Annotated in this window: 26 protein-coding genes; 11 read left to right on the top strand and 15 right to left on the bottom strand. The window is 71.9% G+C overall.

What is annotated here, in order from left to right:
• Window positions 1–35: 35 nt before the first annotated feature.
• Both DI005_RS03015 and glgP read right to left on the bottom strand, forming a co-directional pair.
• Complete coding sequence (locus DI005_RS03015; RefSeq protein ID WP_113641192.1) at window positions 36–851, bottom strand: ABC transporter ATP-binding protein; 816 nt, start codon at window positions 849–851, stop codon at window positions 36–38.
• Between the two features lie 39 nt (window positions 852–890).
• Window positions 891–3446 (bottom strand): alpha-glucan family phosphorylase, encoded by a 2556-nt coding sequence (gene glgP / locus DI005_RS03010; protein WP_113641191.1) that lies wholly within the window; start codon window positions 3444–3446, stop codon window positions 891–893.
• A 77-nt stretch (window positions 3447–3523) separates the two neighbouring features.
• On the opposite strand from glgP, the gene DI005_RS03005 reads away from it, so the two are divergent.
• Window positions 3524–4984 (top strand): neutral zinc metallopeptidase, encoded by a 1461-nt coding sequence (locus DI005_RS03005; RefSeq protein WP_113641190.1) that lies wholly within the window; start codon window positions 3524–3526, stop codon window positions 4982–4984.
• A gap of 59 nt (window positions 4985–5043) precedes the next feature.
• Here the strand turns inward: DI005_RS03005 and DI005_RS03000 are convergent, their stop codons facing one another.
• Window positions 5044–6012: a tetratricopeptide repeat protein gene (locus DI005_RS03000; protein ID WP_112272826.1), complete on the bottom strand. Its 969-nt coding sequence runs from the start codon at window positions 6010–6012 to the stop codon at window positions 5044–5046.
• A 53-nt stretch (window positions 6013–6065) separates the two neighbouring features.
• Window positions 6066–6371: a thiamine-binding protein gene (locus DI005_RS02995; RefSeq protein WP_113641189.1), complete on the bottom strand. Its 306-nt coding sequence runs from the start codon at window positions 6369–6371 to the stop codon at window positions 6066–6068.
• 68 nt (window positions 6372–6439) lie between these two features.
• Here DI005_RS02995 and DI005_RS02990 point away from each other — a divergent pair, with 68 nt between their 5' ends.
• Window positions 6440–6940: a MarR family winged helix-turn-helix transcriptional regulator gene (locus DI005_RS02990; protein ID WP_112272830.1), complete on the top strand. Its 501-nt coding sequence runs from the start codon at window positions 6440–6442 to the stop codon at window positions 6938–6940.
• 18 nt (window positions 6941–6958) lie between these two features.
• Here DI005_RS02990 and DI005_RS02985 read toward each other — a convergent pair whose 3' ends face one another.
• The 3 genes from DI005_RS02985 to DI005_RS02975 all read right to left on the bottom strand — a co-directional run bounded on the left by DI005_RS02985 (window position 6959) and on the right by DI005_RS02975 (window position 9483).
• Complete coding sequence (locus tag DI005_RS02985) at window positions 6959–7327, bottom strand: DUF3817 domain-containing protein (protein ID WP_112272832.1); 369 nt, start codon at window positions 7325–7327, stop codon at window positions 6959–6961.
• 156 nt (window positions 7328–7483) lie between these two features.
• A complete protein-coding gene (locus DI005_RS02980; protein ID WP_113641188.1) occupies window positions 7484–8578 on the bottom strand; it encodes an ABC transporter permease in 1095 nt (364 codons plus the stop codon).
• Complete coding sequence (locus tag DI005_RS02975) at window positions 8575–9483, bottom strand: ABC transporter ATP-binding protein (RefSeq protein WP_112272836.1); 909 nt, start codon at window positions 9481–9483, stop codon at window positions 8575–8577. The genes DI005_RS02980 and DI005_RS02975 overlap by 4 nt, the downstream gene beginning before the upstream one ends.
• 118 nt (window positions 9484–9601) lie before the next feature.
• Here DI005_RS02975 and DI005_RS02970 point away from each other — a divergent pair, with 118 nt between their 5' ends.
• On the top strand, window positions 9602–10588 hold the full coding sequence (locus tag DI005_RS02970; protein ID WP_113641187.1) for a LacI family DNA-binding transcriptional regulator: 987 nt from the start codon (window positions 9602–9604) through the stop codon (window positions 10586–10588).
• Window positions 10585–11616, top strand: a complete 1032-nt coding sequence (locus DI005_RS02965) for a class I mannose-6-phosphate isomerase (RefSeq protein WP_113641186.1) — start codon at window positions 10585–10587, stop codon at window positions 11614–11616. Before DI005_RS02970 ends, DI005_RS02965 begins: the two co-directional genes overlap by 4 nt.
• A gap of 155 nt (window positions 11617–11771) precedes the next feature.
• On the opposite strand, the gene DI005_RS02960 is transcribed toward DI005_RS02965, so the two are convergent.
• Both DI005_RS02960 and DI005_RS02955 read right to left on the bottom strand, forming a co-directional pair.
• Window positions 11772–12524 carry an isocitrate lyase/phosphoenolpyruvate mutase family protein gene (locus tag DI005_RS02960; RefSeq protein WP_113641185.1) on the bottom strand — a complete coding sequence of 251 codons (753 nt, stop codon included), beginning with the start codon at window positions 12522–12524 and terminating at the stop codon, window positions 11772–11774.
• A complete protein-coding gene (locus DI005_RS02955) occupies window positions 12521–12985 on the bottom strand; it encodes a carboxymuconolactone decarboxylase family protein (RefSeq protein WP_112272843.1) in 465 nt (154 codons plus the stop codon). Before DI005_RS02955 ends, DI005_RS02960 begins: the two co-directional genes overlap by 4 nt.
• 45 nt (window positions 12986–13030) lie before the next feature.
• On the opposite strand from DI005_RS02955, the gene DI005_RS02950 reads away from it, so the two are divergent.
• Both DI005_RS02950 and DI005_RS02945 read left to right on the top strand, forming a co-directional pair.
• Window positions 13031–14410 carry a PLP-dependent aminotransferase family protein gene (locus tag DI005_RS02950; RefSeq protein WP_113641184.1) on the top strand — a complete coding sequence of 460 codons (1380 nt, stop codon included), beginning with the start codon at window positions 13031–13033 and terminating at the stop codon, window positions 14408–14410.
• A gap of 46 nt (window positions 14411–14456) precedes the next feature.
• Window positions 14457–15137, top strand: coding sequence for an MBL fold metallo-hydrolase (locus DI005_RS02945; protein ID WP_113641183.1), 681 nt, complete (start codon window positions 14457–14459; stop codon window positions 15135–15137).
• Here DI005_RS02945 and meaB read toward each other — a convergent pair.
• Together meaB and DI005_RS02935 are read right to left on the bottom strand one after the other, a co-directional pair.
• Window positions 15131–16108, bottom strand: a complete 978-nt coding sequence (gene meaB / locus DI005_RS02940; RefSeq protein WP_113641182.1) for a methylmalonyl Co-A mutase-associated GTPase MeaB — start codon at window positions 16106–16108, stop codon at window positions 15131–15133. The genes DI005_RS02945 and meaB overlap by 7 nt on opposite strands.
• Window positions 16098–17279 (bottom strand): acetyl-CoA C-acetyltransferase, encoded by a 1182-nt coding sequence (locus tag DI005_RS02935; protein ID WP_112272851.1) that lies wholly within the window; start codon window positions 17277–17279, stop codon window positions 16098–16100. Before DI005_RS02935 ends, meaB begins: the two co-directional genes overlap by 11 nt.
• Window positions 17280–17437: 158 nt before the next feature.
• Here DI005_RS02935 and mce point away from each other — a divergent pair, with 158 nt between their 5' ends.
• Window positions 17438–17881, top strand: coding sequence for a methylmalonyl-CoA epimerase (gene mce / locus DI005_RS02930; protein WP_113641181.1), 444 nt, complete (start codon window positions 17438–17440; stop codon window positions 17879–17881).
• Here the strand turns inward: mce and DI005_RS02925 are convergent.
• Together DI005_RS02925 and DI005_RS02920 are read right to left on the bottom strand one after the other, a co-directional pair.
• Window positions 17855–18466, bottom strand: coding sequence for a TetR/AcrR family transcriptional regulator (locus DI005_RS02925; RefSeq protein ID WP_112272855.1), 612 nt, complete (start codon window positions 18464–18466; stop codon window positions 17855–17857). The two genes, mce and DI005_RS02925, sit on opposite strands and share 27 nt — an antisense overlap.
• 177 nt (window positions 18467–18643) lie before the next feature.
• Window positions 18644–19012 carry an SPW repeat protein gene (locus DI005_RS02920; protein WP_112273224.1) on the bottom strand — a complete coding sequence of 123 codons (369 nt, stop codon included), beginning with the start codon at window positions 19010–19012 and terminating at the stop codon, window positions 18644–18646.
• Between the two features lie 252 nt (window positions 19013–19264).
• Here DI005_RS02920 and ccrA point away from each other — a divergent pair, with 252 nt between their 5' ends.
• From ccrA to DI005_RS02900, 4 genes are all read left to right on the top strand, one after another.
• A complete protein-coding gene (gene ccrA / locus DI005_RS02915; RefSeq protein WP_113641180.1) occupies window positions 19265–20608 on the top strand; it encodes a crotonyl-CoA carboxylase/reductase in 1344 nt (447 codons plus the stop codon).
• Between the two features lie 27 nt (window positions 20609–20635).
• Window positions 20636–21757, top strand: a complete 1122-nt coding sequence (locus DI005_RS02910) for a DivIVA domain-containing protein (protein WP_112272858.1) — start codon at window positions 20636–20638, stop codon at window positions 21755–21757.
• Between the two features lie 301 nt (window positions 21758–22058).
• Window positions 22059–22508 carry a universal stress protein gene (locus DI005_RS02905; protein WP_113641179.1) on the top strand — a complete coding sequence of 150 codons (450 nt, stop codon included), beginning with the start codon at window positions 22059–22061 and terminating at the stop codon, window positions 22506–22508.
• Window positions 22509–22513: 5 nt separating this feature from the next.
• A complete protein-coding gene (locus tag DI005_RS02900; protein WP_113641178.1) occupies window positions 22514–23563 on the top strand; it encodes an adenylate/guanylate cyclase domain-containing protein in 1050 nt (349 codons plus the stop codon).
• 6 nt (window positions 23564–23569) lie between these two features.
• On the opposite strand, the gene DI005_RS02895 is transcribed toward DI005_RS02900, so the two are convergent.
• Together DI005_RS02895 and DI005_RS02890 are read right to left on the bottom strand one after the other, a co-directional pair.
• Window positions 23570–25258, bottom strand: a complete 1689-nt coding sequence (locus DI005_RS02895) for a DEAD/DEAH box helicase (protein ID WP_112272864.1) — start codon at window positions 25256–25258, stop codon at window positions 23570–23572.
• 109 nt (window positions 25259–25367) lie between these two features.
• Window positions 25368–26609 carry an aldehyde dehydrogenase family protein gene (locus DI005_RS02890; protein ID WP_113641177.1) on the bottom strand — a complete coding sequence of 414 codons (1242 nt, stop codon included), beginning with the start codon at window positions 26607–26609 and terminating at the stop codon, window positions 25368–25370.
• Window positions 26610–26740 lie beyond the last annotated feature (131 nt).

Here is a 26740-nt window from a genome sequence, read left to right as displayed (position 1 = left end):
GCCATCCTCCTTGACTGCTAGATGTTCACCGCACGTTACCGGCGCCGGGCGAAGAATCGATCACCCGAACGTTCCAGAAGCAGGTCCTGCCCGAAGGTCGCGGACAGGTTCTCACTGGTCAGCACGTCGTCGAGCAGGCCGGCCGCCACCGCGCGGCCCTCGCCGAGCAGCAGGGCGTGCGTGAAGCCGGGCGGGATCTCCTCGACGTGGTGGGTCACCAGAACCATCGCGGGGGCGTCCGGGTCGAGCGCGAGTGACGAAAGCCGCGCCACCAGGTCCTCGCGGCCACCGAGGTCGAGGCCCGCGGCGGGCTCGTCGAGCAGGAGCAGCTCCGGGTCGGTCATCAGCGACCGGGCGATCAGCGTGCGTTTGCGCTCGCCCTCCGACAGGGTGCCGTACATGCGGCCTGCGAGGTGGCCGATGCCGAGCGCGCCGAGCAGGTCGTCGGCGCGATCGGTGTCGAGCGAGTCGTAGGCCTCGCGCCAGCGGCCGAGCACGGCGTAGCCCGCGCTGACCACGACATCGCGGACCTTTTCCTCCGGCGGCACGCGCCCGTTGATCGCGGCGGAGGTGAACCCGATGCGGGGCCGCAGCTCGAAGACGTCCACGCGGCCGAGCCGCTCGCCCAGCACATGGACCGTGCCGCTCGTCGGGTGCAGCTCCGCGGCGGCCAGCTTCAGCAGCGTCGTCTTGCCCGCGCCGTTGGGCCCGAGCACCACCCAGCGTTCGTCGAGCTCCACCGACCAGTCGAGGTCGGCGAGCAGCTTGTTGCCGCCGCGCCGCACCTCGACGCCCGACAGGTGGACGACGAGATCGTCGAGGTTCTCCTGCACCGAGTTCACGTGGGCCATTGTCACCGACTCACCACGCACCGCTCGCACGACCCCGTGTCACGCGAGGACGACCTTTCCCAGCTCGGCGGGGCTGGCGAGCAGGCGATGTTTCGGCAGCACACGCACCGTGTAGCCCAGCGCGCCCGCGTGCGGCAACCGCAACGTGGCGTCGAACACACCGCGGCCGGCAGGCCGCATCGGCACGGTCACCACGTCCTCGAGGTCGTCGGTGTCCCCGACCCGGCCCACCACCGCCTGGACGTCCACTTCGGACTCGTCGAGCCCCGCGAGGTCGACCCCGGCCCGTACCCGCACGTCCCCGCCGACCACGAGCGCGTCGGCGCCCTCGACCACCAGCTCCGTGTCGAGCACGCGCACCCGGTTCCACGCGAGGTCCAGCCGCGTGCGGTACCCGGCGAACGCGCGGGAGCCGGCGTAGCCGTCCCGGCTCGCCTCGGCCACCATCGTCGCCGCGGGCAGGTAGTACGACTCGACGTACTCGCGCACCATCCGCGAGGCCTGCACGCGCGGGCCGAGCGTGCGGAGCGTGTGCCAGATCATGGACATCCAGCCCTTGGGCACGCCGGTGGCGTCGCGGTCGTAGAACAGCGGCGCGATCTGCTGGCCGAGGAGGTCGTACAGCGCGTCGGCCTCCAGGTCGTCGCGCAGCAGCGGGTCGGTGACGCCGTCCGCGGTGGGGATGGCCCAGCCGTTGCTGCCGTCGTAGTACTCGTCCCACCAGCCGTCCCTGATGGAGAGGTTGAGACAGCCGTTGAGAGCGGCCTTCATGCCCGACGTTCCACACGCCTCCAGCGGCCGCGTCGGGTTGTTCAGCCACACGTCGCAGCCCCGGTAGAGGTAGCGCGCCATCGACATCCCGTAGTCGGGCAGGAAGACGATCCGCTGGCGCACCGCGGGGTCGTCGACGAAGCGCACGATCTGCTGGATGAGCGCCTTGCCGCCCTCGTCGGCCGGGTGGGACTTTCCCGCGACCACGATCTGGATGGGCCGCTCTTCGTCCAGCAGCAGGGCCCGCAGCCGCTCGGGGTCGCGCAGCATCAGCGTGAGCCGCTTGTAGGTCGGCACGCGGCGGGCGAAGCCGACCGTCAGCACGTCAGGGTCGAAGATGCGCTCGGTCCAGCCCAGCTCCAGCGCGGACGCACCCCGCTGCAGCCACGCGTCGCGCGCGCGGCGGCGCACCTCGGCGACGAGGTTGCCGCGCAGCTCGCGGCGCAGCTCCCACAGCTGCTCGTCGGTCACCGACTCGTCGATGCCGGCCTCGTGCCCGTCGTGACCCCACTCCTCGTCGCTGCCGCCGAGCAGCGCGCTCATCTCCCTGGCCACCCACGTCGGCCCGTGCACGCCGTTGGTCACCGAGCTGATCGGGACCTCGGCGACGTCGAAGCCCGGCCACAGGTTGGCGAACATCCGCCGCGACACCCGGCCGTGCAGCGCGGAGACGCCGTTGGCGCGCTGGGCCAGCCGCAGCCCCATGTGCGCCATGTTGAACATGCCGGGGTTGTCCTCGGCGCCCAGCGCCAGCACCCGCCGAGGGTCGACGTTCGGCAGCAGCCGCCCGTCGCCGAAGTAGTGCTGCACCAGGTCGACGGGGAACCGGTCGATCCCGGCCGACACCGGGGTGTGCGTGGTGAACACCGTCCCCGCGCGCACCGCCGAGAGCGCCTCGTCGAAGGTCAGCTGCCCGTCAGCGAGGATCTCGCGAGCCCGTTCCAGGCCGAGGAACCCGGCGTGGCCCTCATTGGTGTGGAACACCTCGGGCTGCGGGTGCCCGGTCAGCTCGCAGTAGCGCCGCACCGCGCGCATCCCGCCGATGCCGGCGAGGATCTCCTGCCGGATGCGGTGGTTGGCGTCGCCGCCGTAGAGGCGGTCGGTGACACCGCGCAGGTCCTCGTCGTTGCTCTCGACGTCGGTGTCGAGCAGCAGCAGCGATACGCGGCCGACGCTCGCCTTCCAGATCTGCGCGTGCAGCTCGCGGCCGCCGGGCATCGCGACGTGCACCACCACCGGCTCGCCCGACGGCTCGGTGAGCAGCTCCAGTGGCAGCCCGCTCGGGTCGATCACCGGGTAGTGCTCGATCTGCCAGCCGTCGAGCGAGAGCGACTGGCGGAAGTAGCCCGCCCGGTAGAGCGGTCCGACGCCGATCATCGGCACGCCGAGGTCGGAGGCGGCCTTGAGGTGGTCGCCCGCGAGCACGCCGAGGCCACCCGAGTAGTTCGGCAGTGCCTCGTGCACGCCGAACTCCATCGAGAAGTAGGCGATGGCGTCCGGCGCCCGGTGCCCGTTCTCGTCCCCGGCTGCCCTGCGCTGGTACCAGCGCGGCTCGGTGAGGTAGCGCTCGAGGTCCTCGATCGCGTCCCTCGTCCTGGCGAGGAAGTCCTCGTCGGCGGCGAGCTCCTCCAGGCGCGCCGCCGGGATCTCGGTGAGCATCCGCAGCGGGTCCCGGATGCGCCGGAACAGGGCGTCGTCCATGGAGGCGAACAGGTCGCGGGTCGGCGGATGCCATGTCCAGCGCAGGTTGGTCGCCAGCGCCGTCAGGCCCGTCAGCTGATCAGGCACGCGTGCGTGCACCGTGAACCGGCGGACTGCTCTCATGAAGAGCGACCATACTGACTTCTCCTGATCGGTGATTCCGCGCGTACGCACGAAGGTCACTCAGTAAGGTGCGGTTCATGAACAACACTGGGGGGCGCGGCGCCCGTCGCAGAGCGCTGATCACCGGGCTCACCGCCGTCGCCGCGCTGCTGGCGACCGCGTGCGGCGAGGAGACCAGGGGGCAGCTGCAGACCGCGGGCGACATCGCCGGTCTGCCCGTCACGCACTTCGAGAGCGGCCTCAAGCCAGACGCCCCCAAGCCGGAGCTGCGGGTACGCAACGCGAGCGACAGCCAGGAGGACCAGCTGGCGATCGCCGCGATCGCCGACGTCAGTGACTACTGGGCGCAGGAGATGCCAGTCCACTGGGGCGAGGAGTTCCAGCCAGTCGCGCAGCTGTTGTCGTACGACCCGAACGAGGCCGAGATCGAGGTCTGCGGCGCCACCACGGCCGACGCGGCGATGAACGCCTTCTACTGCCCGCCGGAGGACCTGGTCGCGTGGGACCGGGGCCTGCTGCTGCCCCTGCTGCGGGAGCGGTTCGGGCCGATGGCGATCGTCACCGTGCTCGGCCACGAGTTCGGTCACGCCATCCAGTTCCGGCTCGGCGACAAGGCCGGTGTGGACGAGTCGACCTCGACGATCGTGAAGGAGCAGCAGGCCGACTGCTTCACCGGCTCCTACTTCCGCTGGATCGCCGAGGACAAGAGCAAGTACTTCGCGGTGTCCACTTCGGAGGGCCTGAACCAGGTGCTCGCGTCGATGTTCTTCATCCGCGACGAGGCGGGCCAGTCGGCCTCCGAGCAGGGCGCGCACGGCACGGCGTTCGACCGCACCTACGCCTTCCAGCTGGGCTTCGAGCAGGGCGCCAAGGAGTGCGCCGGCATCAACCAGGAGAACGTCGACGCCCGCATCACGGAGCAGCCGTTCCACTCCGGTGACGACGGGTCGGGTGACATCACGATCGACGAGCGGAGCGTCGGGCTGCTGCAGCAGAGCCTCGACGAGGCGTTCGCGGGCGCAGGCGTGGAGCCGCCCCAGATCGTGGACGACGGCGGCGAGTGCGACAGCGGCAACAGCACACCGCCCGCGTCGTACTGCGCCGACACCAACACGGTGAGCATCGACATGGAGGAACTCGCCGCGATCGGCCAGCCCGTGGACCGGGCGGCCGAGTTCCAGGGCACCGAGTCGGCAGGCGGGCTCGGCGACTTCGCCGCCTTCAGCGAGATCGCCTCGCGCTACACGCAGGGGATCCAGAAGGGCGTGGGGGCGTCGCTGGACAGCGCCAACGCGGGCCTGCGCACGTCCTGCCTCGTCGGCGCGTGGGCCGGGGTGATCAAGGACCCGGGCAGCGGCAACACGCTCGTCCTCTCCTCCGGTGACCTCGACGAGGCCATCGCCGAGCTGCTCCAGCCGCGTAGCCTGCTCGCCGCCGACGTGAACGGCCACCCGGTCGCCAACGGATTCGCCCGCGTCGAGTCGCTGCGGCTCGGCTACTTCGAGGGCTCCTCGGCCTGCACGCAGAACTACGGCTGACCGCGCTCAGCGAAACGGCCCCTCCCCTGCGCGGGTGAGGGGCCGTCGTCGTGTTCGGCTCAGAACAGGGCGCTGGCGAGGTCGCGGCGCGCCTTGATGACCCGCTCGTCGGCGGGGTCGAACAGGTCGAACAACCCCACGAGGTGCTCCCGGACCCGGTTGCGGTCGTCGCCGCTGGTGCGCCGGATGGCCGCGATGAGGCGGGCGAATCCGTCCTCGACCTGGCTCTGAGCGACCTCGAAGTCGGCGGCGGCGAGCTGGGCGTCCAGGTTGCCGGGGTCGGCCTCGGCCTTGGCCACCGCCGAGGGGTCGGTCTGGGTCGCCCGCGCGGCGAAGCGGACCTGCACGAGCGCGGCCTTCGCCAGCTCGTTGCCGGGCTCGGTGTCCAGGATGCGCTGGTAGGCGGCTTCGGCGGCGGCGAAGTCACCGCGCTCGAAAGCCTCCTCCGCCTCGGTGAAGCGCGGGTCCTCGGGCTCCTCGACGGGCTCGCCACCACCCTGCTCGGCCGCCCTGATGCCGGGCAGCTTGTCGCGCAGCGCGTCGAGCAGCTGCTGCAGCCACTGCCGGATCTGCGGCTCCGGCAGCGCCCCCGAGAAGGCGTCGACGGGCTGCCCGCCCGCGATGGCGACCACCGTGGGGATCGACTGCACCCCGAACAGCTGCGAGATGCGCGGGTTGGCGTCCACGTCGATCTTGGCGAGCACCCACGCGCCGTTGCCCTCGGCGGCCAGCTTCTCCAGCACCGGGCTCAGCTGCTTGCACGGCCCGCACCAGTCGGCCCAGAGGTCCACGACCACCAGGTTCTGCAGCGACCGTTCCACGACCTCGGCCTGGAACGTCGCCTCTGAGACGTCGATGACGTGCGGGCCGCCGCCTCCGGCAGGCGGCCCCGCCGGCTGCGCACCGTCCTGCGGCGGCTGCTGGCGGGCCGCGTCGGCCCGCGCCTTGAGCCCGGAGAGGTCGACCGCGCCGGAGAGCGCCGCGGACACCGCGGGCGAGTTTCCTGCTGATCCACGTGGCTGTGTCACGGTTCCATCCTGGCACGGACGCGCGGCGACTTCACCGCTGGTCGGGAGGTCGGTCAGGCGCCGCCCTTCAGGTGCTGCTCGACGCGCTCCACCTTCGCGTCGAGCTGGCCCTCGTAGCCGGGCCGGATATCGGCCTTGAGCACCAGGCTGACGCGGGGCGCGCCCTCACCCGCCGCCTCGACAGCGCGCTTGACCACGTCCATCACCTCGTCCCACTCGCCCTCGATGTTGGTGAACATGGGCCCGGTCGAGTTCGGCAGACCGGACTCGCGGACGACGCGGACCGCGCGGGCCACGGCCTCGCTCACCCCGCCATCGGAATCCCCGCTCGCGGGGCTGACGCTGAACGCGACGATCATGTGTTCCTCCAAGTAGTGAGCGACACCGGTCCCCAGCTTGCCGACAGTCGCTGCTAACTTCGAGGCCCATGAACCGTCCGTTGCCGTTCGACCCGATCGCGCGCGCGGCGCAGCTGTGGGAGGACCGCATCGGGCCCTCCGGAACCATGGCCGCCGTGACCGGCCTGATGCGGGTGCAGCAGATCGTCCAGTCCGCCGTCGACGGCGCGCTCAAGCCGCACGGCCTGACGTTCGCGCGCTACGAGGCGCTGGTGCTGCTGACGTTCGCCCGCAGCACGAGCCTGCCCATGCGCGTGATGGGGGAACGACTGCAGCTGCATCCCACGAGCGTCACGAACATCGTGGACCGGCTGGAGAAGGACGGCCTGGTCAAGCGGCTGCCACACCCGACGGACCGGCGCACCACGCTCGTCGAGATCACCGACGAGGGGCGCGTGCGGCGCGAGCAGGCGACCAAGGCGGTCACGGCGATCGACTTCGGGCTGGTCGGCCTCACCTCACGGCAGACCGACCAGCTCACCGAGCTGCTGACGAAGGTCCGCAAGGCAGCGGGCGACTTCGCCGAGTGAGCCCTGGCGCCGGGCGCCTCAGGCGTTGGCGGGCTCCGGCTCCTTCGCCACGAACAGGCCCGTGCCGCCGTTGCGCAGGCGCTCGGGGCCGTCGAGGCGGCCGCGGCGCAGCGCCCACTTCTCGAAGATCCACGTGAACAGCGGCGGGATGCTCGCGAGCAGTGCGACGACCAGGACCCTCCAGGACCAGCCCAGCGGGCGGAACACCGCGAGCGTCACCGCGAGGTAGAGGACGAACATGACGCCGTGCACCATGCCCAGCACGGGCACGCCGCCCTCGCCGAGCTCCACGACGTACTTCAGGAACATGCCGATCAGCAGGCCGGCCCAGGAGAAGGCTTCGGCAACGGCGACCACGCGGAACAAGACGCCAGCCTTGTTCGACAAGGGTTCCTCCTTGATCACGAAAAACCGCCCGAACAGCGGCCGCGAATACAGTTTCTGTCCACGTCAACCACGCTGTCGGACGTCTCGATACCAGTGTGATGCGTGATGGCCATCACCGGGCCACCGGGGGCTCGTGATCATCACCACCGCGGCGCGTCACGCTTCCCAGCGGAACACCTTCGCCGCTATGAGGCCGACGACCGCCGTGAACCCGAGCAGCACCATGGCGGGCAGCAGGAGCGCGCCGATGCCCTGGTCACGCACCATCACGTCGAGCATCCCCTCGTTGAGGTGGCGCATCGGGAAGATCAGCGACACGTTCTGCAGCCACTGCGGGATGGCGTCGAGCGGCAGCAGCGCGCCCGAGAGGAACGCCATCGGCAGCGTGATGAGGTTGGCCACACCGCTGGCGGCTTCCTCGGTCTTGCAGAAGGCGCCGACGAGCATGCCGATCGCGAAGAACGAGAGCGTGCCGAGCAACAGCAAGGGGATCGCCAGCCACCACTGCCCCGACAGCCGCAGCCCGAACACGGGCAGCATCGCCACGCCCACGAACACCACGAACTGCAGCACGGCCACGCCGAGCGCCACGAGCAGCCGCGAGCCCAGGACGGTCACCGGCCGCACCGGAGCCAGCCGCAGCCTGCGCAGCACCTGCTTCTTGCGCCAGTTCACGAACGTCAGCGCGGCACCGAACACGGCGGAGATCGAGATCGCCCACGACATGATTCCCGGCGTCAGGTACTGGATGGGCTTGAGCGACTCGTCCTCCACCTGCGCGGAGTCGAGCGTGAACCGCGGAGCCTGCCCGGTGGCGGCGATGTTGGCCTGGTTCACCACGCCGGCGACGAGGCCGTTGACCACCCCGGCCTGCGTCCGGTCGCTCGCGGCGAAGCGCAACGTGATCGTGTCGCCGTTCTGCTCGACGTAGGCGGGCAGGTCGCCGTCTCGCACCTGCTCGCGCGCGGCCTCGGCCGAGTCGAGCCACGTCAGCTCCACGGCGTCGGACCGTTCGAGCGCGGAGATCACCGGGCCGTCGCCGACGACGCCGATCGAGGTCCGGGAGACGCCCTCGTTGCCGAAGAGCAGCCCGAAGAGCACCAGGAACATCATCGGGAACAGGAAGGTGAAGAACAGCGTCGCCTTGTCCCGGATGAAGCCGAGGAAGCCCGCCTTCGACAGAGCCAGGAACGCCGAGGACGGCGCAGGGCGCGCCGCCGTGCGCTCGCGGAGGTTCGCGGTGAGGGTCATGCCCGGTACTCCCGTCCCGTCAGCTCGAGGAACACGTCCTCCAGCGTCGCCGTCCGAACCTGCAGCCCGTCGAGCGTGCCGCGCTCGGCCAGTGCCGACAGCAGCGGCGCGGGCGAGCGCGTGGAGATGGTGAGCGACAGGTCGTCCTCGGCGACCTGGTCGGCGCCGGGCAGGGCACGGGCCTGCTCGGCGGGCAGCGCGCCGCGCTCCAGGATCACGCGCGTGGCGGCGTCGAGGTCGCGGACGAGCCGGGCGGGCGGGTCAAGGGCGAGGATCCGGCCGTGGTCCATGATCGCCACGCGATCGCACAGCACTTCGGCCTCGTCGAGGTAATGGGTCGTGTAGACGATCGTCTTGCCGCGCGCCTGGACTTCGCGCAGGACGTCCCACAGGTTGCGCCGCGCCTGCGGGTCGAGTGCCGCGGTCGGCTCGTCCAGGAAGACGATGTCCGGGTCGTGGACCAGGGCGCACGCGATCGAGAGCCGCTGCCGCTGGCCGCCGGAGAGCTTCGCCTCGGGGGTGGCCGCCTTCTCGGTGAGCCCGACGAGCTCCAGCACCTCGTCCACGCGCGAGGCGCTGACGCCGTAGAGGGCGCCGAACGTCTCCAGCTGCTCGCGCGCGGTCAGCCTGTCGAAGAACGCCGACGCCTGCAGCTGCACGCCGATGCGGGGCAGGAGCGCGATGTTGCGCGGCCACGGTGACTCGCCGAGCAGGCGCACGGTTCCGGAGTCGGGCTCGCGCAGGCCCTCGGCGATCTCCAGCGTCGTGGTCTTGCCCGCGCCGTTCGGGCCGAGGATGCCGAAGAACTCGCCTTCGGCCACGTCGAACGAGACGCCGTCGACCGCGCGGAGGTCGCCGTAGTTGAGATGGATGCCGGACACGCTGAGTGCCGAGGACGTGGCCATGGCACGGACATTAGCGACCGCGCCAGACATCCGGTTGACAGGCACCGGTGCGGCGGTGTTCGATCCACTCGCTATGACAACGTTGTCGTCAACCTCGGACAGCGCGCGCCGGGCCACCATGAACGACGTGGCCCGGCTGGCCGGTGTGAGCATCAAGACCGTGTCGCGGGTGGTCAACGACGAGCCCGCGGTGCACCCGGAGACGGCGGCCCGCGTGCTCGCCGCCATCGAGGAGCTGGGCTTCCGGCGCAACGCCGGTGCGCGCAACCTGCGCCGTGGCTCCACCACGGGCACACTCGGGCTGATCGTCGAGGACGTGGGCAACCCGTTCTATTCGGAGCTGACCAGAGCCGTCGAGCGGGTGGCGACCGCGTTCGGCAGGCAGGTGCTCACGGGCTCGTCGGAGGAGAACCCCGACCGGGAACGCGAGCTGGCGCTGGAGTTCTGCGGACGCAGGGTCGACGGGCTGCTGATCGTGCCCGCCGGTGACCGGCACGCCTACCTCGGTCCGGAGCTGCGCTCCGGCACGCCCGTGGTGTTCATCGACCGCCCGCCGGGCGGGCTCGCCGCCGACACGGTGCTCGTGGACAACGCGGCGGGGGCCGCCGAGGCCGCCGCCCACCTGGCAGCGCACGGCCACCGCCGTATCGCGTTCGCGGGCGACAGCCCGGAGATCCACACCGCGCGCGAGCGGCTGCGGGGCTTCCACGAGGGGTGTGCCCGCGCGGGCATCGGCCCGACGGAGCGCGTCGTGGTGATGCGCGAGCCGGGTGAGGACAGCGTCGCGGAGACGGTGCGCAGGATGCTCGCCGGGCCGGACACGCCCACCGCGGTCGTCGCGGGCAACAACCGCGTCACCGTGGAGCTGCTGCGGGCGCTGGGCAGGCGCGAACGCCGTCCCGCGCTCATCGGCTTCGACGACTTCGAGCTGGCCGACCTGCTCGACCCACCTGTCTCGGTGGTCGCGCACGACGTCGGCCTGCTCGGGAGGACGGCGGCCGAGCTGTTGTTCGCCCGCCTGCAAGGAGATCAGTCACCACCGAGAAAGGTCGTTCTGCCCGTGCGTCTCATCGCCCGCGGTTCCGGAGAGGTCGCTCCCGCATGACCGGTACGCAAGCGTTCGAACCCATCCGGCTCCCGGCCAACCAGCCCGCGCAGTTCTACCGGGGCGGCGCCGCGATCGCCGCGCTGCGCGGCGCGGACTCGAGTCAGGACTTCGGCCCCGAGGACTGGGTCGCCTCCACCACCACGCTCTTCGGCAACGAGAGCGCGGGGCTCAGCAGGCTGCCGGACGGGCGGCTGCTGCGTGAGGCCGTGCAGGCCGACCCGCGGGGCTGGCTCGGCGCGGCCCACGTCGAGCGGTTCGGCGACTCGACGGCCCTGCTGGTGAAGCTGCTCGACGCGGGCCAGCGACTGCCCGTGCACTTCCACCCTTCGGACTCCTTCGCCCGCAAGCACTTCGACTCGCACTTCGGCAAGACCGAGGCGTGGATCGTGGCAGGCACGAGCGGGCCCGAGCCCACCGTGTACGCGGGGTTCGAGCGCTCGCAGGACCTGGCGACCATCGACCAGTGGGTGCGCGACCAGGACGCGCCCGCGATGCTCGGCGCGCTCAACCGCATCCGCGTCCGGCCCGGCGACACGGTCTACATTCCCGCGGGGCTCCCGCACGCGATCGGCGAGGGCGTCTTCGTGGTGGAGCTACAGCAGCCGACGGACTTCTCGCTGACCATCGAATGGCGCGACTTCCTCGCCTCCCCCGACAAGGGCCACCTCGGCATCGGCTTCGACACGGCGCTGCGGGCGCTCGACACGTCGGGCTGGGACGGGGACAGACTCGAGACGATCGTGCGGCACACCGGATCCGACACGTCGTCCACCGTGGACCTGCTCGCCGAGGGCGCGCGCCCGTTCTTCCGCGCGGACACGCTGCGTCCCGGCGGCGCCGCGCTCGCGCTGGACCCGTCGTTCGCGGTGCTCGTGGTGCTCGACGGCGACGGAGCCCTGCGCAGCACGTCCGGCGCCGAGTACCCGGTCGGCAAGGGCGACACCCTCGTGGTGCCGCACGCGGCGGGCGAGCTGGAGCTGACCGGCCACACGACCATGGTCCGCTGCCGCCCACCCGCCCCGTAGGGACCGCGGTCGACGGCGGTGGGTGGCCTGGCTGCCCGCAGTGAAGGCCACCTTCACTGCGTGGAATCAGCCACAGCGGCGCGGAGCGTCTCCGTTTGGGTGGTGGTGGTGGGAGGCGGGTGGGCGCAGGCAAGGTGGCCTTCACTGCGGCCGGGTCAGTACGGGAGCTTGCCGTCCGCGAGGGCGGTGAGGGTGCCGTGCAGCCACGTGCGCGTGGCCTTCCAGAGGCCGCCGCCGAGCGAGATCCGGGCGACACCGAGCCCGGCGAGGCCCGTGAGGTCCGGCCCGCCGGGCAGGTACGTCGCGTTGACGGCCGCCGGGCGCACCCCCTCGGTGAACGCCCGCAACACGTCGGGCGCGCGCACGTTGATCGGGTACACGCAGTCCGCGCCCGCCGCCAGGTAGCGGCGGGCGCGGTCGAGCGCGTCCGGCAGCACGGCCTGCTCGTCGGCGTCTTCCCCGGCGCCGAGGAAGACGTCGACGCGGGCGTTGAGCACGAGGTCCTCGCCCGCCGCCTCCCGGACCGCCGCCAGGCGGTCGGCCTGTTCGGCCGCGTCTCGCGGTTGACCGCGCGCGTGGTCGGTGTCCTCCAGGTTGCAGCCGACCGCGCCCGTGGCGAGCAGCCGCTCGGCGAGCTCCGAAGGCGCGAGGCCGTAGCCCGCCTCGGCATCGACCGTCACCGGCACGCTCACGGCACGGGCGATCCGGGTGGCCGCGGCGAGCATCTCGGCCGCAGGCGCCTGCTCGCCGTCGCGGTAGCCGAGCGTCCGCGCCACCGCCACCGAACTCGTGGCCACGACCGGGAACCCGGCCTCCTCCACCAGGCGCGCGCTGTCGGCGTCCCACACGTTGGGCAGCACCAGCGGGCTGCCCGGCACGTGCAGCTCCCGGAGCCGGCCTGCGGTCACCGTGGATCCGGTGGCAGCGGCTTGCGGCTGGTGACGCCGAGGCGGTTGAAAGCGTTGATCACCGTGGCCGCCCACGCGACGGCCACGTACTGCTCCTCCGTGAACACCGCCTTGGCCTGCTCGTAGACGTCGTCGGGCACGTCCTGGTGCTGCGGGAGACGGGTCATGGCCTCGGTGAGCGCGAGCGCGGCCCGCTCCTGCTCGGTGTAGAGCTCGGTCTCCCACCACGTGCTGAGCAGGAAGAGCCGCCGCTCGGTCTCGCCCGCCTTGCGCGCGTCGCGCGAGTGCATGTCCACGCAGAACGCGCAGCCGTTGATCTGCGACGCCCTGATCTTCACCAGCTCGATGAGGCGCTGGTCGAGCCCGGCGTCGGCCGCGGCCTTCTCCACGGTGGTGTGCAGGGCGACCAGGGTCTTGTACGCCTCGGGCAGCGCGGGGCTGAGTTGGGTTCGCTTCGTCACTCCGCCAACGTAACCGGAACTGGCCCACGAGTATGGTCCAGTTTCATGACGGGATCATGGACCAGTTCGGCGCGGGACGTGCACCTCGACTGGGATCCGTCGACCGGGCGGCGCGGCCTCGCCGACGCGATCCGCAACGCCATCCGCACGGGCAGGCTCGCTCACGGCGACGCCCTGCCCTCCACGCGCGCGCTCGCGGGCGACCTCGGCGTCGCGCGCGGGACGGTCACCCGCGTCTACGCCGACCTCGCCGCCGAAGGCTACGTGCACACGAGCCAGGGCGCCCCGACCGTCGTGGTGGCCGACGGCGTCCAGCAGGCGTCGGCGCCGCGCGGGCGGCTCCGCTCCCCCGAGGCCCGCTGGAGCCTCATGCCCGGCAACCCGGACCTGTCCGCCTTCCCCCGCGCGGCCTGGCTGTCGGCGACCCGGCGGGTGCTCCAGCACGCGCCCGCCTCCGCGTTCGGCTACGTCGACGAGCGCGGGGTCGCGCCGTTGCGCGAGGTGCTCGCGGGCTACCTCGCCCGCAGCCGTGGCGTGGTGGCCGACCCGGAACGGATCGTCGTCTGCGCGGGCTACGCGCACGCGATCTCGCTGCTGGCGATCGCGTTGCGCGGACGGGGCGAGCTGGCATTCGAAGACCCGTCGCTGTGGGTCTTCCGCGACTACGCCCACGCGGCGGGCGCCCGGATCACCGGGGTGCCCGTCGACGAGTCGGGGATCCGGGTGTCCGAACTGGACAGTCCGGCCGTGGTGGTGACGCCCGCGCACCAGTACCCGCTTGGCATGACCCTCGCGCCGCGCAGGCGGGCCGAGCTGGCTCGCTGGGCGGGTGAGCAGGGCGGGTACGTGATCGAGGACGACTACGACGGCGAGTTCCGCTACGACCGCAAGCCCGTCGGCGCGTTGCAGGCGCTCGCGCCGGAGCGCGTGGCCTACGCGGGCACGGCGAGCAAGACGCTCGCGCCCGGGCTGCGGCTCGGCTGGCTCGTGCTGCCGCGCGCGCTCGTGGAACCGGTGCGTGCGGCGATGGCTACCCACGGCTGGCGCACCCCCGTGCTGGAGCAGCTCGTGCTCGCCGACCTGATCGGCTCCGGCGACTACGACCGGCACGTGCGCCGCTGCCGCGCCGCCTACCGAGCCCGCCGCGACCGGCTGCTCGCCACGCTGCCGGGCTACCTGACGCCGCACGGCATCTCAGCGGGCGTGCAGCTGCTGCTCACGCTTCCAGAGGGAGGTCCTGGCGAGGCCGAGGTGCTGGCGTCCGCGAAGCGGCAATCCCTTGCGCTGCAGGGGCTCGGTCCACACTGGATCACGCCGGGCGACCATCCGCAGGGGCTCGTGCTCGGCTACGCCACCCCGGCCGAGCACGCGTTCTCGGCGACGCTGGAGGCGCTGGGCCGGACGCTGGCCGGCGTTTCGCCCTGAGCGGATTCGCGTGCCCGCCCTGCGGCTGCCGAATACGTTGCGATGCATGGACATCGTCGAGCTGACCGACCGGCTGCACCTGCTCCGCTTCGACGTCGGGCAGGCGTACCTGTGGCGCGACGCGGACGGGCTGACGCTCGTCGACGCGGGCCCGCGCGGGCAGGGCATGGAGATCCGGCGGGCGGTCGAGGACCTCGGCGGGCAGCTGCGCCGGATCGTGATCACGCACGCCCACGGCGACCACACCGGCTCGCTGGCCGAAGTCCGCGCGTGGAGCGACGCGACCGTGTCCGCGCACCGGCTCGACGCGCCGTACGTCCGCAGCGGGGAACCGGTTTCGCCGCCGGTGCTCGAGGACTGGGAGCGCCCGTTGTTCGAAGCCGTGAGCGGGCACCTGGCGGGCCCGCCGGCCGAGCTCGACGTGGAGGTGGACGACGGCGACGACCTGGGCTTCGGCGACGGCGCCGTGGCGCTCTGGGTTCCCGGCCACACCGAGGGCAGCATCGCCGTGCACCTGCCGGCGCACGGCGTGCTCTTCACCGGGGACACGGTCGCCGAGCACGGCGGCGACGTGCTGCTCGGCGTGTTCAACCAGGATCGCGAGCGCACGGTCGCGGCGCTGAAGCGGCTGGCCGTCCTCGATCCGCGCGTGGTGTGCTTCGGCCACGGCGAGCCGCTCACCAGCGACGCCGGTGCGACGCTGCGGGCGGTCGCCGGGGGCTACTGACCGCGCAGGTCGGCCACCAGGGCATCCGCTGCCGTGAACGGGTCGAGCTCGCGGGCCGCCACACGGCGCGCGAGCCCGGCGAGCCGGTCGCCGCCCCGCAGCTCGCCCAGCTCGGCGCGCAGCCGCCGCAGCGCGATGGCCTCGACCTCGGCGCTCGCCCGCACGGTCCGCCTGCGCTCCAGCTCGCCGTGCGCGGCGAGCCAGTCGTGGTGGTCCCGCAGGGCTTGCAGCACGTCGGCGGCGCCCTTGCCCTCGGCCGCGACGGTGGGCACGATCGGCTGCCGCCACGCCGGGCCGGTGACGCCCCTGCGGCTCATGGCGATCAGCTGCCGCAGGTCGTGCACGGTCGCGTCGGCGCCGTCGCGGTCGGCCTTGTTGACCACGAAGACGTCGGCGATCTCCAGCACTCCGGCCTTGGCGGCCTGGATGCCGTCGCCCATGCCGGGGGCCAGCAGCACCACGGTGGTGTCGGCGAGCCGTACGACATCCACTTCGGACTGTCCAACGCCGACGGTCTCGATGAGCACCACATCGAAGCCCGCCGCGTCGAGCACCCGCACCGCCTGCGGTGTGGCCCAGGCGAGCCCGCCCAGGTGACCGCGGGTGGCCATGGAACGGATGAACACGCCGGGGTCGGTGGCGTGCTCGGTCATCCTGATGCGGTCACCGAGCAGCGCACCGCCGGAGAACGGCGACGACGGGTCGATCGCGAGTACACCGACCCGCTTGCCCTGCTCACGCAGCGCGCTGAGCAGCATCGACGTGGAGGTCGACTTGCCGACACCCGGCGGCCCGGTGAGTCCCACGACCCGCGCGTTGCCGGTGTGGGGCGTCAGCGCGGCCGCGATCTCCGGCAGCTGCGGGTGCGCGTCCTCGACGAGGGAGAGCAGCCGGGCGACGGCACGGGGCGAGCCGCCCCGCGCCTGCTCGACGAGCCCGGTGACGTCAGTAGGGCGCGCCCTAGGGGACACTGATCAGCAGCGCGTCACCCTGACCGCCACCACCGCACAGCGCGGCCGCACCGAGCCCGCCACCGCGGCGGCGCAGCTCGTGCACGAGGTGCACGGCGAGCCGCGCGCCGGAGGCGCCGATCGGGTGGCCCAGCGCGATGGCGCCGCCGTTGACGTTCACGATGTCGGGGTCCACGCCGAGCTTCTCCGTGGAGACGAGCCCGACGGCGGCGAACGCCTCGTTGATCTCCACGAGGTCGAGCGCGCCCACGTCGAGCTTCGCCTTGGCGAGCGCGGCCTTGATCGCGTTCGACGGCTGCTCGTGCAGGCTCGCGTCCGGGCCGGAGACCACGCCGTGCGCGCCGATCTCGGCGAGCGGCGTGAGCCCCAGCTCCTCGGCCTTGGCCTTGCTCGCCACCACCACGGCGGCGGCGCCGTCGGAGATCTGCGAGGCCGAGCCGGCGGTGATCGTGCCGTCGGAGGCGAAGGCGGGCCGCAGCTTGGCGAGGCCGTCGGCGGTGGTGTCGCCGCGCACGCCCTCGTCGGCGCTGAAGACGATCGGGTCGCCCTTGCGCTGGGGGATCGAGACCTCGGCGATCTCGTCCGCGAAGGTCCCGTTCGCGATGGCCTTGGCGGCGAGCTGGTGCGAACGCGCCGCGAAGGCGTCCTGCTGCTCCCGGGTCAGGCCGTAGCGGGCGTTGTACTTCTCGGTGGAGCTGCCCATCGCGACCTGGTCGAACGCGCAGAACAGCCCGTCGTAGGCCATGTGGTCCACGAGCGTCGTGTCGCCGTACTTGAAGCCGGAGCGCGACTTGGGCAGCAGGTGCGGCGCCTGCGTCATGGACTCCTGCCCGCCGGCGACGACGAGGTCGAACTCACCGGCACGGATGAGCTGGTCGGCCAGCGCGATGGCGTCGAGCCCGGAGAGGCACACCTTGTTGATGCTCAGCGCGGGCACGTTCATGGGGATGCCCGCGGCGACGGCGGCCTGCCGCGCCGGGATCTGGCCAGCGCCCGCGGTGAGGACCTGACCCATGATCGTGTACTGCACGGCCTCGGGGGCCACACCGGCGCGCTCCAGCGCGGCCTTGATGGCGATACCGCCGAGCTGTGCTCCGGAGAAGTCCTTCAACGAGCCGAGCAGCCGGCCGATCGGCGTACGGGCGGCACCCAGGATCACGGAACCGGACACAACAGCCTCCTGAAATCTCGATCGACACGCTGCCTCGCTGCACGAGCCGCTTCGTCGACGATACCGGCACCGGCGCCTTCTGAATCGAACGCGAAGGGCCGCGCGGGGTGTGAACATCCGCACGTCCGGCGCCTGTGTCGTCCCCCTATTCTGCCTCCATGCAGGAGGCACTGAAGCCGTTCATCACGACGATCGACCACGTCGGCGTCGCCGTCCCCGACCTCGACGAGGCCATCGCGTTCTACGCGGAGAACTTCGGCCTCGAAGCCACACACACCGAGGTCAACGAGGAGCAGGGCGTGCGGGAGGCGATGCTGCACGCGCCCGGCGACGAGCACGGCCCCGCGGTACAGCTGCTCGCGCCCCTGCGGCCGGACTCCACGATCGGCAAGTTCCTCGACACCAGGGGCCCCGGCCTGCAGCAGCTGGCCTACCGGGTCACCGACATCGAGGCGGCCGCCGAGGCGCTGCGGGCGAAGGGGCTGCGCCTGCTCTACCCGGAGCCCAGGCGCGGCACGGCGGGCAGCAGGGTCAACTTCGTCCACCCGAAGGACGCCGGTGGCGTGCTGGTGGAGCTAGTCGAGCCCGCCGCCGGGCACTGAGTCGTTCGCCCGCGAGGTGAGCGCGCCCGCGATGAACATCAACTCGCGCTCCATCTCGTCGGCGGAGCCCTCACCGGTGTGCCGGGCCATCGAGTGCCGGTAGCTCACCGCGAGCGCGAGCAGCGCCGAGGCGCTGTCGACGTCGGCGAGCGCGAGCGTGCCCGCGCCCGCCGCCGCGAGGATCACCGTGCGCACCTGCTTGACCAGCACCTCGTACCGGGTCTGCAGCGCGTCGCGCACGGCCCGGTGCGTGTCGGCCTCCCGCCAGAGCAGGTGCGACAGCACCCGCGACGCGGACAGCCTGCGGTCGAGCTCGGCGACGAGCCTGCGCAGGCTCTCGGCGATGTCTCCGGGCACCACCACGTGCGCGGGCTCGATGTGCTCGTCGGGTAGCCGCTCGACCAGCGCGGTCAGCAGGTCGCGCTTGCGGCGGAAGTAGTAGTGCACGAGCCCCTTGGGCACCCCGGCCACCTCGGCGATCCGCGACGTCGGGGTCGCGTCGAAGCCGGTCTCGGCGAACAGGTGCTCCGCGGCGAGGAGGATGCGCTCCCTGGCCGATGGATCATCGGCCTGCTGGCGAGCCATCTCTCCCCCTTTCGACGCCTCACCGCCCGCGGTCACGATAGCGCGCCGCGCACGGCCGCGGGACCCGCGACGACGCCGTACCGGCGTGGTCGCGGGTCCGCGAAGGGGACTGGGCTTGTCTCTCTGCTCCCTGCCCCGCCCAGCGGGCAACGGGGGCTGGGAGGCGCGCCCTGGCTGTCAGTGTCCGCGCACCGTGCGGTGGACGGAGTTGGCGACGGGCAGCGCCGCCGCTCCCGCGAGCACCGTCAGGGCGCCGACGATCCAGGACGTCCAGGCCGCGCCGTCGAACTCCGTGTAGGTCATCACCCACGGTGAGATGAACGCCAGCGCACCGAGGACCACCTGCAGACCCTCGCCGTAGATCAGGCCGGGCATCGCGAGTGACACGAGCCCGTCCAGTGCGATGAGCGCGCCGAGCACGATCATCGTCCACATCGCGGCGTTGTCGGTGCCCATCCAGAGCGGGGACAAGGCCAGCACCGCACCCAGCACGACCTCGGCCCAGTCGTGCGGACGCGTCCAGGGACGTGCCGAGACATCTGCCATCGTGATCACCTCCAGTAGCAGCAACGACGCGGCGAACACGCCGGTGCGTCCACCGCGGGAAGACCGTGAGCACGCGGTTCCACCTCCATCGTGCGCCTTGGTTGGCCGGCCGGTCAAACACGGATCGGTCACGGTCGGAGCAACTCGGCGCCATGCCGGGTGACCTGTGCGGTCGTACAGTTGTGCCTGCGGTTACCTACGGGTAACTTCAGCCGCCCAGCCCCACTCACCCGACCTCACGGAGGCCCCCCGATGGCGAACGAGCTGAGTGAGATCCTCCAGGCCGTGCTCGCCGGCGAGTCCGAGGCCGTCGGCTCACTGCCGATGCCGGAGTCCTACCGGGGCGTCACGGTGCACGCCGAGGACGTCGAGATGTTCGCGGACCTGCCGAGCCGCGACAAGGACCCGCGCAAGTCGCTGCACCTCGACGACGTGCCGGTGCCGGAGCTGGGGCCGGGTGAGGCGCTCGTGGCCGTGATGGCCAGCGCGATCAACTACAACACCGTGTGGACCTCGATCTTCGAGCCGCTGCCGACGTTCAAGTTCCTGCAGCGCTACGGCAGGCTCTCCGAACTGGCCAAGCGCCACGACCAGCCCTACCACGTCGTCGGGTCCGACCTCTCCGGCGTCGTGCTGCGCACCGGTCCCGGCGTGCACCGGTGGAAGCCGGGCCAGGAGGTGGTGGCGCACTGCCTCGACGTGGAGCTCGAGGGGCCCGACGGGCACAACGACACGATGCTCGACACCGAGCAGCGCATCTGGGGCTTCGAGACCAACTTCGGCGGTCTCGCCGAGATCGCACTGGTCAAGGCCAACCAGCTCATGCCGAAACCGGCCCACCTCACGTGGGAGGAGGCCGCCTGCCCCGGACTGGTCAACTCCACCGCCTACCGCCAGCTCGTCTCACGCAACGGCGCGGACATGAAACAGGGCGACGTGGTGCTCATCTGGGGCGCCTCGGGCGGGCTCGGCTCGTACGCGACGCAGTACGCGCTCAACGGAGGCGCGATCCCGGTGTGCGTGGTGTCCAGCCCGGAGAAGGCCGAACTGTGCCGCAGGCTCGGAGCCGAGCACGTCATCGACCGCACCGCCGAGGGCTACCGGTTCTGGAAGGACGAGACCACCCAGGACCCGAAGGAGTGGCAGCGGTTCGGCGCCCGGATCCGTGAGCTGACGGGCGGCGAGGACCCGGACATCGTGTTCGAGCACCCCGGCAGGGAGACGTTCGGCGCCTCGGTCTACGCGGCCCGCAAGGGCGGCACGATCGTCACGTGCGCGTCGACGTCGGGATACCTGCACCAGTTCGACAACCGCTATCTCTGGATGAACCTCAAGCGGATCATCGGCTCGCATTTCGCGAACTACCGTGAGTCGTGGGAGGCCAACCGGTTGATCGCCAAGGGGCACATCCACCCGACTCTGTCCAAAACGTACTCACTGGCCGACACCGGCCAGGCCGCCTACGACGTGCACCGGAATCTCCACCAGGGCAAGGTCGGCGTGCTCTGCCTGGCGCCCGAGGAAGGCCTCGGCGTGCGCGACGAGGAAACGCGCGCGAAACACCTCCCCGCTATCGAGACGTTCCGCGGCGTGTAGTTCTCGGCGCCCGTTAGGGTGGGGTACATGAGCCTTGGCGAAGAACGGGAGCTCGTGCCGCTGGGAGCCGGCTTCGACTTCGAGAAGCGTGGATACAGCCGTGCGCAGGTCGACGAACACCTCGAGCGGCTGGACGCCGACCTGAAGATGCTCACGTCCGACCGGGACGCGGCCATCTCGCAGGCGGGCGACCTGGCGAGGCAGCTCGAGGCGGCCCGCATCGAGATCGACGACCTGCGCGGGCAGGTCGAGCGGCTCGCGCAGCCACCCACCACGATCGAGGGTCTTTCCGAGCGCCTGCAGCGCATGCTGAGGCTCGCGCAGGAGGAGGCCAACGACACCAAGGCGAGGGCGGAGGCCGAGGCCGGGCACATCCGCGCGAAGGCGGAGTCCGACGCCAGCGCGATGCGCGCCCGGTACGAGCAGCTGCTCACCGAGCTCGCCGAGCGCCGCAGGGAGATGGAGGCGGAGCACCGCAAGGTGCTCGCCGACGCCCGGGCCGAGGCTGAGTCGATCACCTCGACGGCCAAGGCGGAGCGTGACCGGCTCGACCGCGAGTCCGAGCAACGCCGCACGCAGGTCGAAGAGGACTTCGAGATCGCGATGGCGACGCGGCGCACGGAGTCGATGCGCCTGCTCGCCGAGCAGGAGGCCGCCAGCAAGGCCGAGGCCGAGCGGCGTGTCCGCGAAGCCACCGAGGAGGCGGCGGCCATCCGCAAGGAGGTCGCCGAGGAGCAGACCAAGGCGCGCACGGAGATCGACCGCAGGCAGCGCGAGTCGGTGGAGGACGCCAACCGGCGCAAGCAGAACTCGATCAACGAGGCCAACGCGCGCGTCGCCGAGGCGACCGACGAGGCCAACCGCCGCGTGCGCGAGGCCACCGAGGAGGCCAACCGCAGGCTGGCCGAGGCCACGGCCAAGGTCGAGTCGCTGCGGACGCTGCGCGGCAAGATCGCCGAACAGGTACGCGCGGCCCGCGCCATGCTCGCGGAGGCCAACGAGGCACTCGAGGACGGCGCCTCACAGACCGCCGACACCCCGGCCACGAGCGACACCGCCGCCGCCGAGGACGCCGACGGGTCCGAAGCACCCACCCGCCGCGACCTCAGGACCACCGCCACCGTCGGCTCCAAACCAACCCACGAATAGGCCGACCCCAGGGCGCCGCGCGGCCACAAACGACCCGCCGCGCACCGCCCACACCCCGCCCGCCAAAGCCCACAAGACACCCAACAACGGGCACACCACCAACCGCCGACACCCCGGCCACGACCGACACCGCCGCCGCCGAGGACGCCGACGGGTCCGAAGCACCCACCCGCCGCGACCTCAGGACCACCGCCACCGTCGGCTCAGAACCTAACTCGCGAGTAGGTTACTGCTGCGCGGTGCCGCGCGGCACGCTACTGTCCTCGTGCAGACTTGCCCGTGCACCCTGCAGGAGGACCTGATGGCCGCCTATCAGACCGTGGTCGTCGGCATCGACGGCTCGGACTCGTCGTTCGCCGCCGTCGACCGTGCGGCAGCCGTCGCCGCCGACGCCGCTGCCACGCTGGTGATCGCCTGTGCGTACTACCCGGCGAGCAAGCAGGAGGTCGAGCGAGCCCAGGACGAGCTGCGTGACGAGGCATACCAGGTCGTCGGGTCGGCCCCGGCCGAGGACACGCTGCAGTCGGCGCGCGACCGGGCCGCGCGAGCGGGCGCGGTGAAGATCGAGACGGTCGCCGTGCGCGGCGAGCCCGTCGACGCGCTGCGCTCGGTGGTCAAGGACCGCTCCGCCGACCTGCTCGTGGTCGGCAACCGAGGACTCAACACGCTCGCAGGCCGCATCCTGGGCTCCGTGCCGTCGGAGGTGGCGCGCAAGTCTGGCGTCGACGTGCTCATCGTGCACACGACGTAGGCGCGATGGCCGACGAGGCTTTGCAGCGCAGGCTGGAGCGCATCCTGCTGGGTGGCAAGCGCAAGTACACCCGGCTCCAGGTCGCCGAGCGCTCCGGGGTGCCCGAGGAGCGGACCCGGCAGCTCTGGCGAGCGCTGGGCTTCGCCGCCGTGCCCGACGACCAGGTGGTGTTCACAGACGCCGACGTCGAGGCCGTCCGCATCGCGGACCGCATGATCGACGCGGGCGTCTTCGACCAGGAGCTGGAGACCGCGGTGACGCGGGCGCTCGGCCTGCACATGTCCCGGCTCGCGGAGTGGCAGGCGGACCTGCTGTGGTCGCTCATCCGGGAACGCCCTGAGCTGGCCGCTGACGAGCGCAAGCTCATCAAGCTCGTGGAGCAGCTGGTGCCGCAGCTCGAGCAGGTGCAGAGCTTTGTGTGGCGGCGGCACCTCGGGGCGTACGCGGGCCGGGCGCTCGCGGCGCCCGACGAGGATTTGGAGTCCAGGACCGAGGTCGTGGGCTTCGTGGACATGGTCGGCTACACGCGCATGACGCGCCGGATCGACGAGTCCGCGCTGGGCGACGTGCTGGAGCGCTTCGAGGGGCTCGCCACCGAGGTGATCGCCGAGGGCAGGGGGCGCGTGGTCAAGATGATCGGCGACGAGGTGCTGTTCGTGGCCGACGCGCCGGTGGCCGCCGCCGAGATCGCGCTGACGCTCTCGGAGCGCACGAGCGCCGACGAAGAGCTGCCGCCGGTGCGGGCCGGGCTCGCGGCAGGGCGGGTGCTGAGCCGCTTCGGCGACGTGTACGGCGAGACCGTGAACCTGGCGAGCAGGCTCACCTCCCTCGCCCGGCCGGGCACGATCCTGGTGGACCGGGAACTGGCGAAGCAACTCGCGGGCGAACCGGCGTACGAGGTCCGCTCACGGCGCCCGGTGTCCGTGCGCGGCTACAGCCGCGTCCGCCCGTCGGCGCTGCGCAGGGCGAGGGACACGGGCGGCCCGTTCGAGAGCGGCCAGCAGCTGGCCGCCGACCTGCTCGGCCTGACCGGCCGCCGCGACCCCCGCCACTGATCCGCCTCAGCGCGACTGGAACCGCTCGCGGCGGATCGTGGCCTTGCGGCCCTTGATCGTGGTGCCCTTCAACGCGGCGATCACGTCGTCGGCTGCGCCCTCGGGAACGTCGACCAGCGAGAACCGGTCGGCGATGTCGATGGCCCCGATGTCGCGTCCACGCAGCCGCGACTCCCCCGCGATGGCGCCGACGAGATCCTGCGGGCGGACCCCGGCCGTGCGCCCGACGCCGACGAACAGGCGGGTCATACCCCGGCCCACGGCCCGCCCGCGGCGCGGCTCGCGCCCACCGGGCCCGTCCTTGCGGCCGCGCCTGCCGTCGGCGGGCGGCCACGAGGTGACCTCGGGGATCTCCTCCTCGTCGGTGATCGTGCCGTCCGCCTCGTGCACGAGCTTGACCGCGGCGAGCGCCACCTCCATCACGTCGAACTCATCGGCCAGTGGCTCCACCACCGCGCGGAAGCGGTCGAGGCCGTCGGAATCCTGCAGGCTCTCCCACAGTGCGGCCCTGGTCTGCTCGAGGCGCTGGGCCTTCACGTCGGCGATCGTCGGCAGCTTCCGGACGGCGATCTTCATGCCGGTGACGCGCTCGATGGTCTTGAGCATCCGGTGCTCGCGGGGTTCGGCGAGCGTGATTGCGGTGCCCTCGCGCCCGGCCCTGCCCACGCGACCGATGCGGTGCACATACGACTCGGGCGCGCTCGGCACGTTGTAGTTGACGACGTGCGTGAGCTGCTCGATGTCGAGCCCGCGCGCGGCGACGTCGGTGGCCACCACGAGATCGGCGGTGGCCGACCGCAGCCGCTCCACCACCCGGTCGCGCTGCTGCTGGTTCATGCCGCCGTGCAGCGGCTCGGCCCGGTAGCCCCTGCCGTTGAGCGTCTCGGTGAGCTGGTCGACCTCCTCGCGGGTGCGGCAGAAGACGATCGCGGCCGTGGGCGACTCGGCGTCGAGCATTCGCCCGAGCGCCGCCGGCTTGTGGCCCCTCGGCACCACGTACGCGCTCTGCCGCACCTTCGACGGCTCGTCCTTCGCCGAGGCTGCCCGGCCGAGCTCGATGCGCGCCGGGTCGGTGAGGTAGTGGTCCACCATGCCGCTGATGCGCGGCGGCATCGTCGCCGAGAAGAGCATCGTCTGCCGCTCCTCGGGGATGTTCTGGAAGATCGCCTCGATGTCCTCGGCGAAGCCCATGTCGAGCATCTCGTCGGCCTCGTCGAGCACCACCATGGTCAGCTCACCGAGCGAAAGCGTGCCGCGGGAGATGTGGTCGAGCGCGCGGCCCGGCGTGGCGATGACGACGTCGACGCCCCGCTCCAGCGCCTTCAGCTGCCGCCCGATCGGCTGGCCGCCGTAGATCGGCAGCACGCGCGTACCCAGCTCGTGTCCGTAGCGGTGCATCGCCTCGGAGACCTGGACGGCGAGCTCACGCGTGGGTGCGAGCACGAGCGCCTTGGGTTTGACGCCCGCGCCGTGCCCGGTGATCCGCTGCAGGATCGGCAGCGCGAACGCGGCGGTCTTGCCGGTGCCGGTGGCGGCCTGGCCGACGAGGTCACGGCCCTGCAGCAGCGGCGGGATGGCCGCCCGCTGGATGGGCGTCGGCTCCTCGTAGCCGAGACCGGTGAGCGCGTCGAGCAGCTCCTGGCGCAGCTGGAGGTCGGCGAAGCTCGCCACGGTGTCCGATTCGTTTTCAGTCATGGTGGTGGACCTCCTGATCCAGGGAACGGGTTTCGGCGACGCCACGCCCGTTGACTTCCCCAGGCAGGGACAACCATCGACGGTACTGGTCGAACCGGCGTCGATGCGTTCAGCGCCCTGCGGGCAGTACCGCGTACTGGCGGACGTACAGGTCGGTGTAGGTGACGGGACCACGCGGTCCCGGCACCCTGTCCAGGTTGATGCCGGTCTCGGGCACGCCGAGCAGCTTGAAGCCGTCCAGCAGCCGGGTCGGCGCGTTCCAGAACACGCCGGTGCCCTGGTAGCCGTCGAAGAACGCCTCGGCGGCCGCCGCGTCCTCGGTCGCGATGCCCGCGGCCAGACCGGAGGTCTGCTCGTTGGCGATCGCCACCGCTTCCGCCAGGTCGGCGACCCGCGCGACGGTGACCGTGGCCTCCCGGTCGGAGTCCAGCGCCCACTCGTAACCGATGGCGTGCTCGTACGGCGGCAGCGACGGGCTCACGTCCCGCCCGGCGAGCGCCTCCGACACCAGTGGCCACAGCTCGTCGTAGACCGCGTCGTTGATCAGCAGCAGGTTCAGCCGGTTGCAGACGCCGAGCCGGTCGAGGCTCGCGCCGACGAGCGAGCGCACCTTCTCCGCGTCGGCGGCCGCGTCCACGTACAGCACGCCACCGCCATCGGCGTGGGCGAGCGTCCGCACACCGTGCGTGGCCGCTTCGGTGGCCAGCGCGCGGGTGCTGTCGCCGCTGCCGCGCAGGATGACCAACGGCACCAGACCCGGCAGGCTCACCAGCGCCGCGGCGGCCTCCCGCTCGACGCGCGGCACGAGCTGGATCACGTCGGCGTCGATGCCTGCTTCGGCCAGCGCGGGCGCGATCACCACCTCGACCAGCCGCTGTGCCGAGCCCAGCGCGGCCGAGCCCGTGCGCAGCACACCGGCGTTGCGCGATTTCACCAGCTGCGACGCCACGTCGACCGTCACGTTCGGCCTGGCCTCGTAGTTGGCGCCGATGACGCCGACCGGCCGCCGCCGCTCCACCAGGCGCAGGCCACCGTCGAGTGTGGACACCTCGACGGAGCGCTCCTGGTGCGGGGCACCGGCCAGCAGGCGCAGCTGCTCGGCCATCCCGGTGAGCCGCTCGTCGGTGATCGTGAGCCGGTCGAGCAGGCCGGCGCTCATGCCGTCGGCCGTGGACCGCTCGACGTCGGCGACGTTGGCCTCGAGCACCTCGTCGCGGTGGTCGAGCAAACGCTGCGCCATGCCCCGCAGGGCCATGTCGATCGCCTCGTCCGACGCCGCGGCGAGGGACGGAGCCGCCCCCTTCGCCGCACGCGCGCACTCCTCGACAGCCTTGGCGACCTCGTCCGTCACAGCACAGCCCTCTCAACCACTCGTCGCGACGCGCGACGCACAACAGCCTCTCGACCCAACCGGTGTCAGCACCCCAGTGTGCCGCACGGCGTGGCGAGACTGCCGGGCTGGTCCTGCTTGAGCGCGCACGA

The sequence above is a fragment of the Prauserella sp. PE36 genome (assembly GCF_003311655.1).
Lineage (GTDB): Bacteria > Actinomycetota > Actinomycetes > Mycobacteriales > Pseudonocardiaceae > Prauserella_A > Prauserella_A endophytica.
Note: the sequence above shows the minus strand (reverse complement) of the source record. Positions and strands in the feature narration are given on the sequence as shown.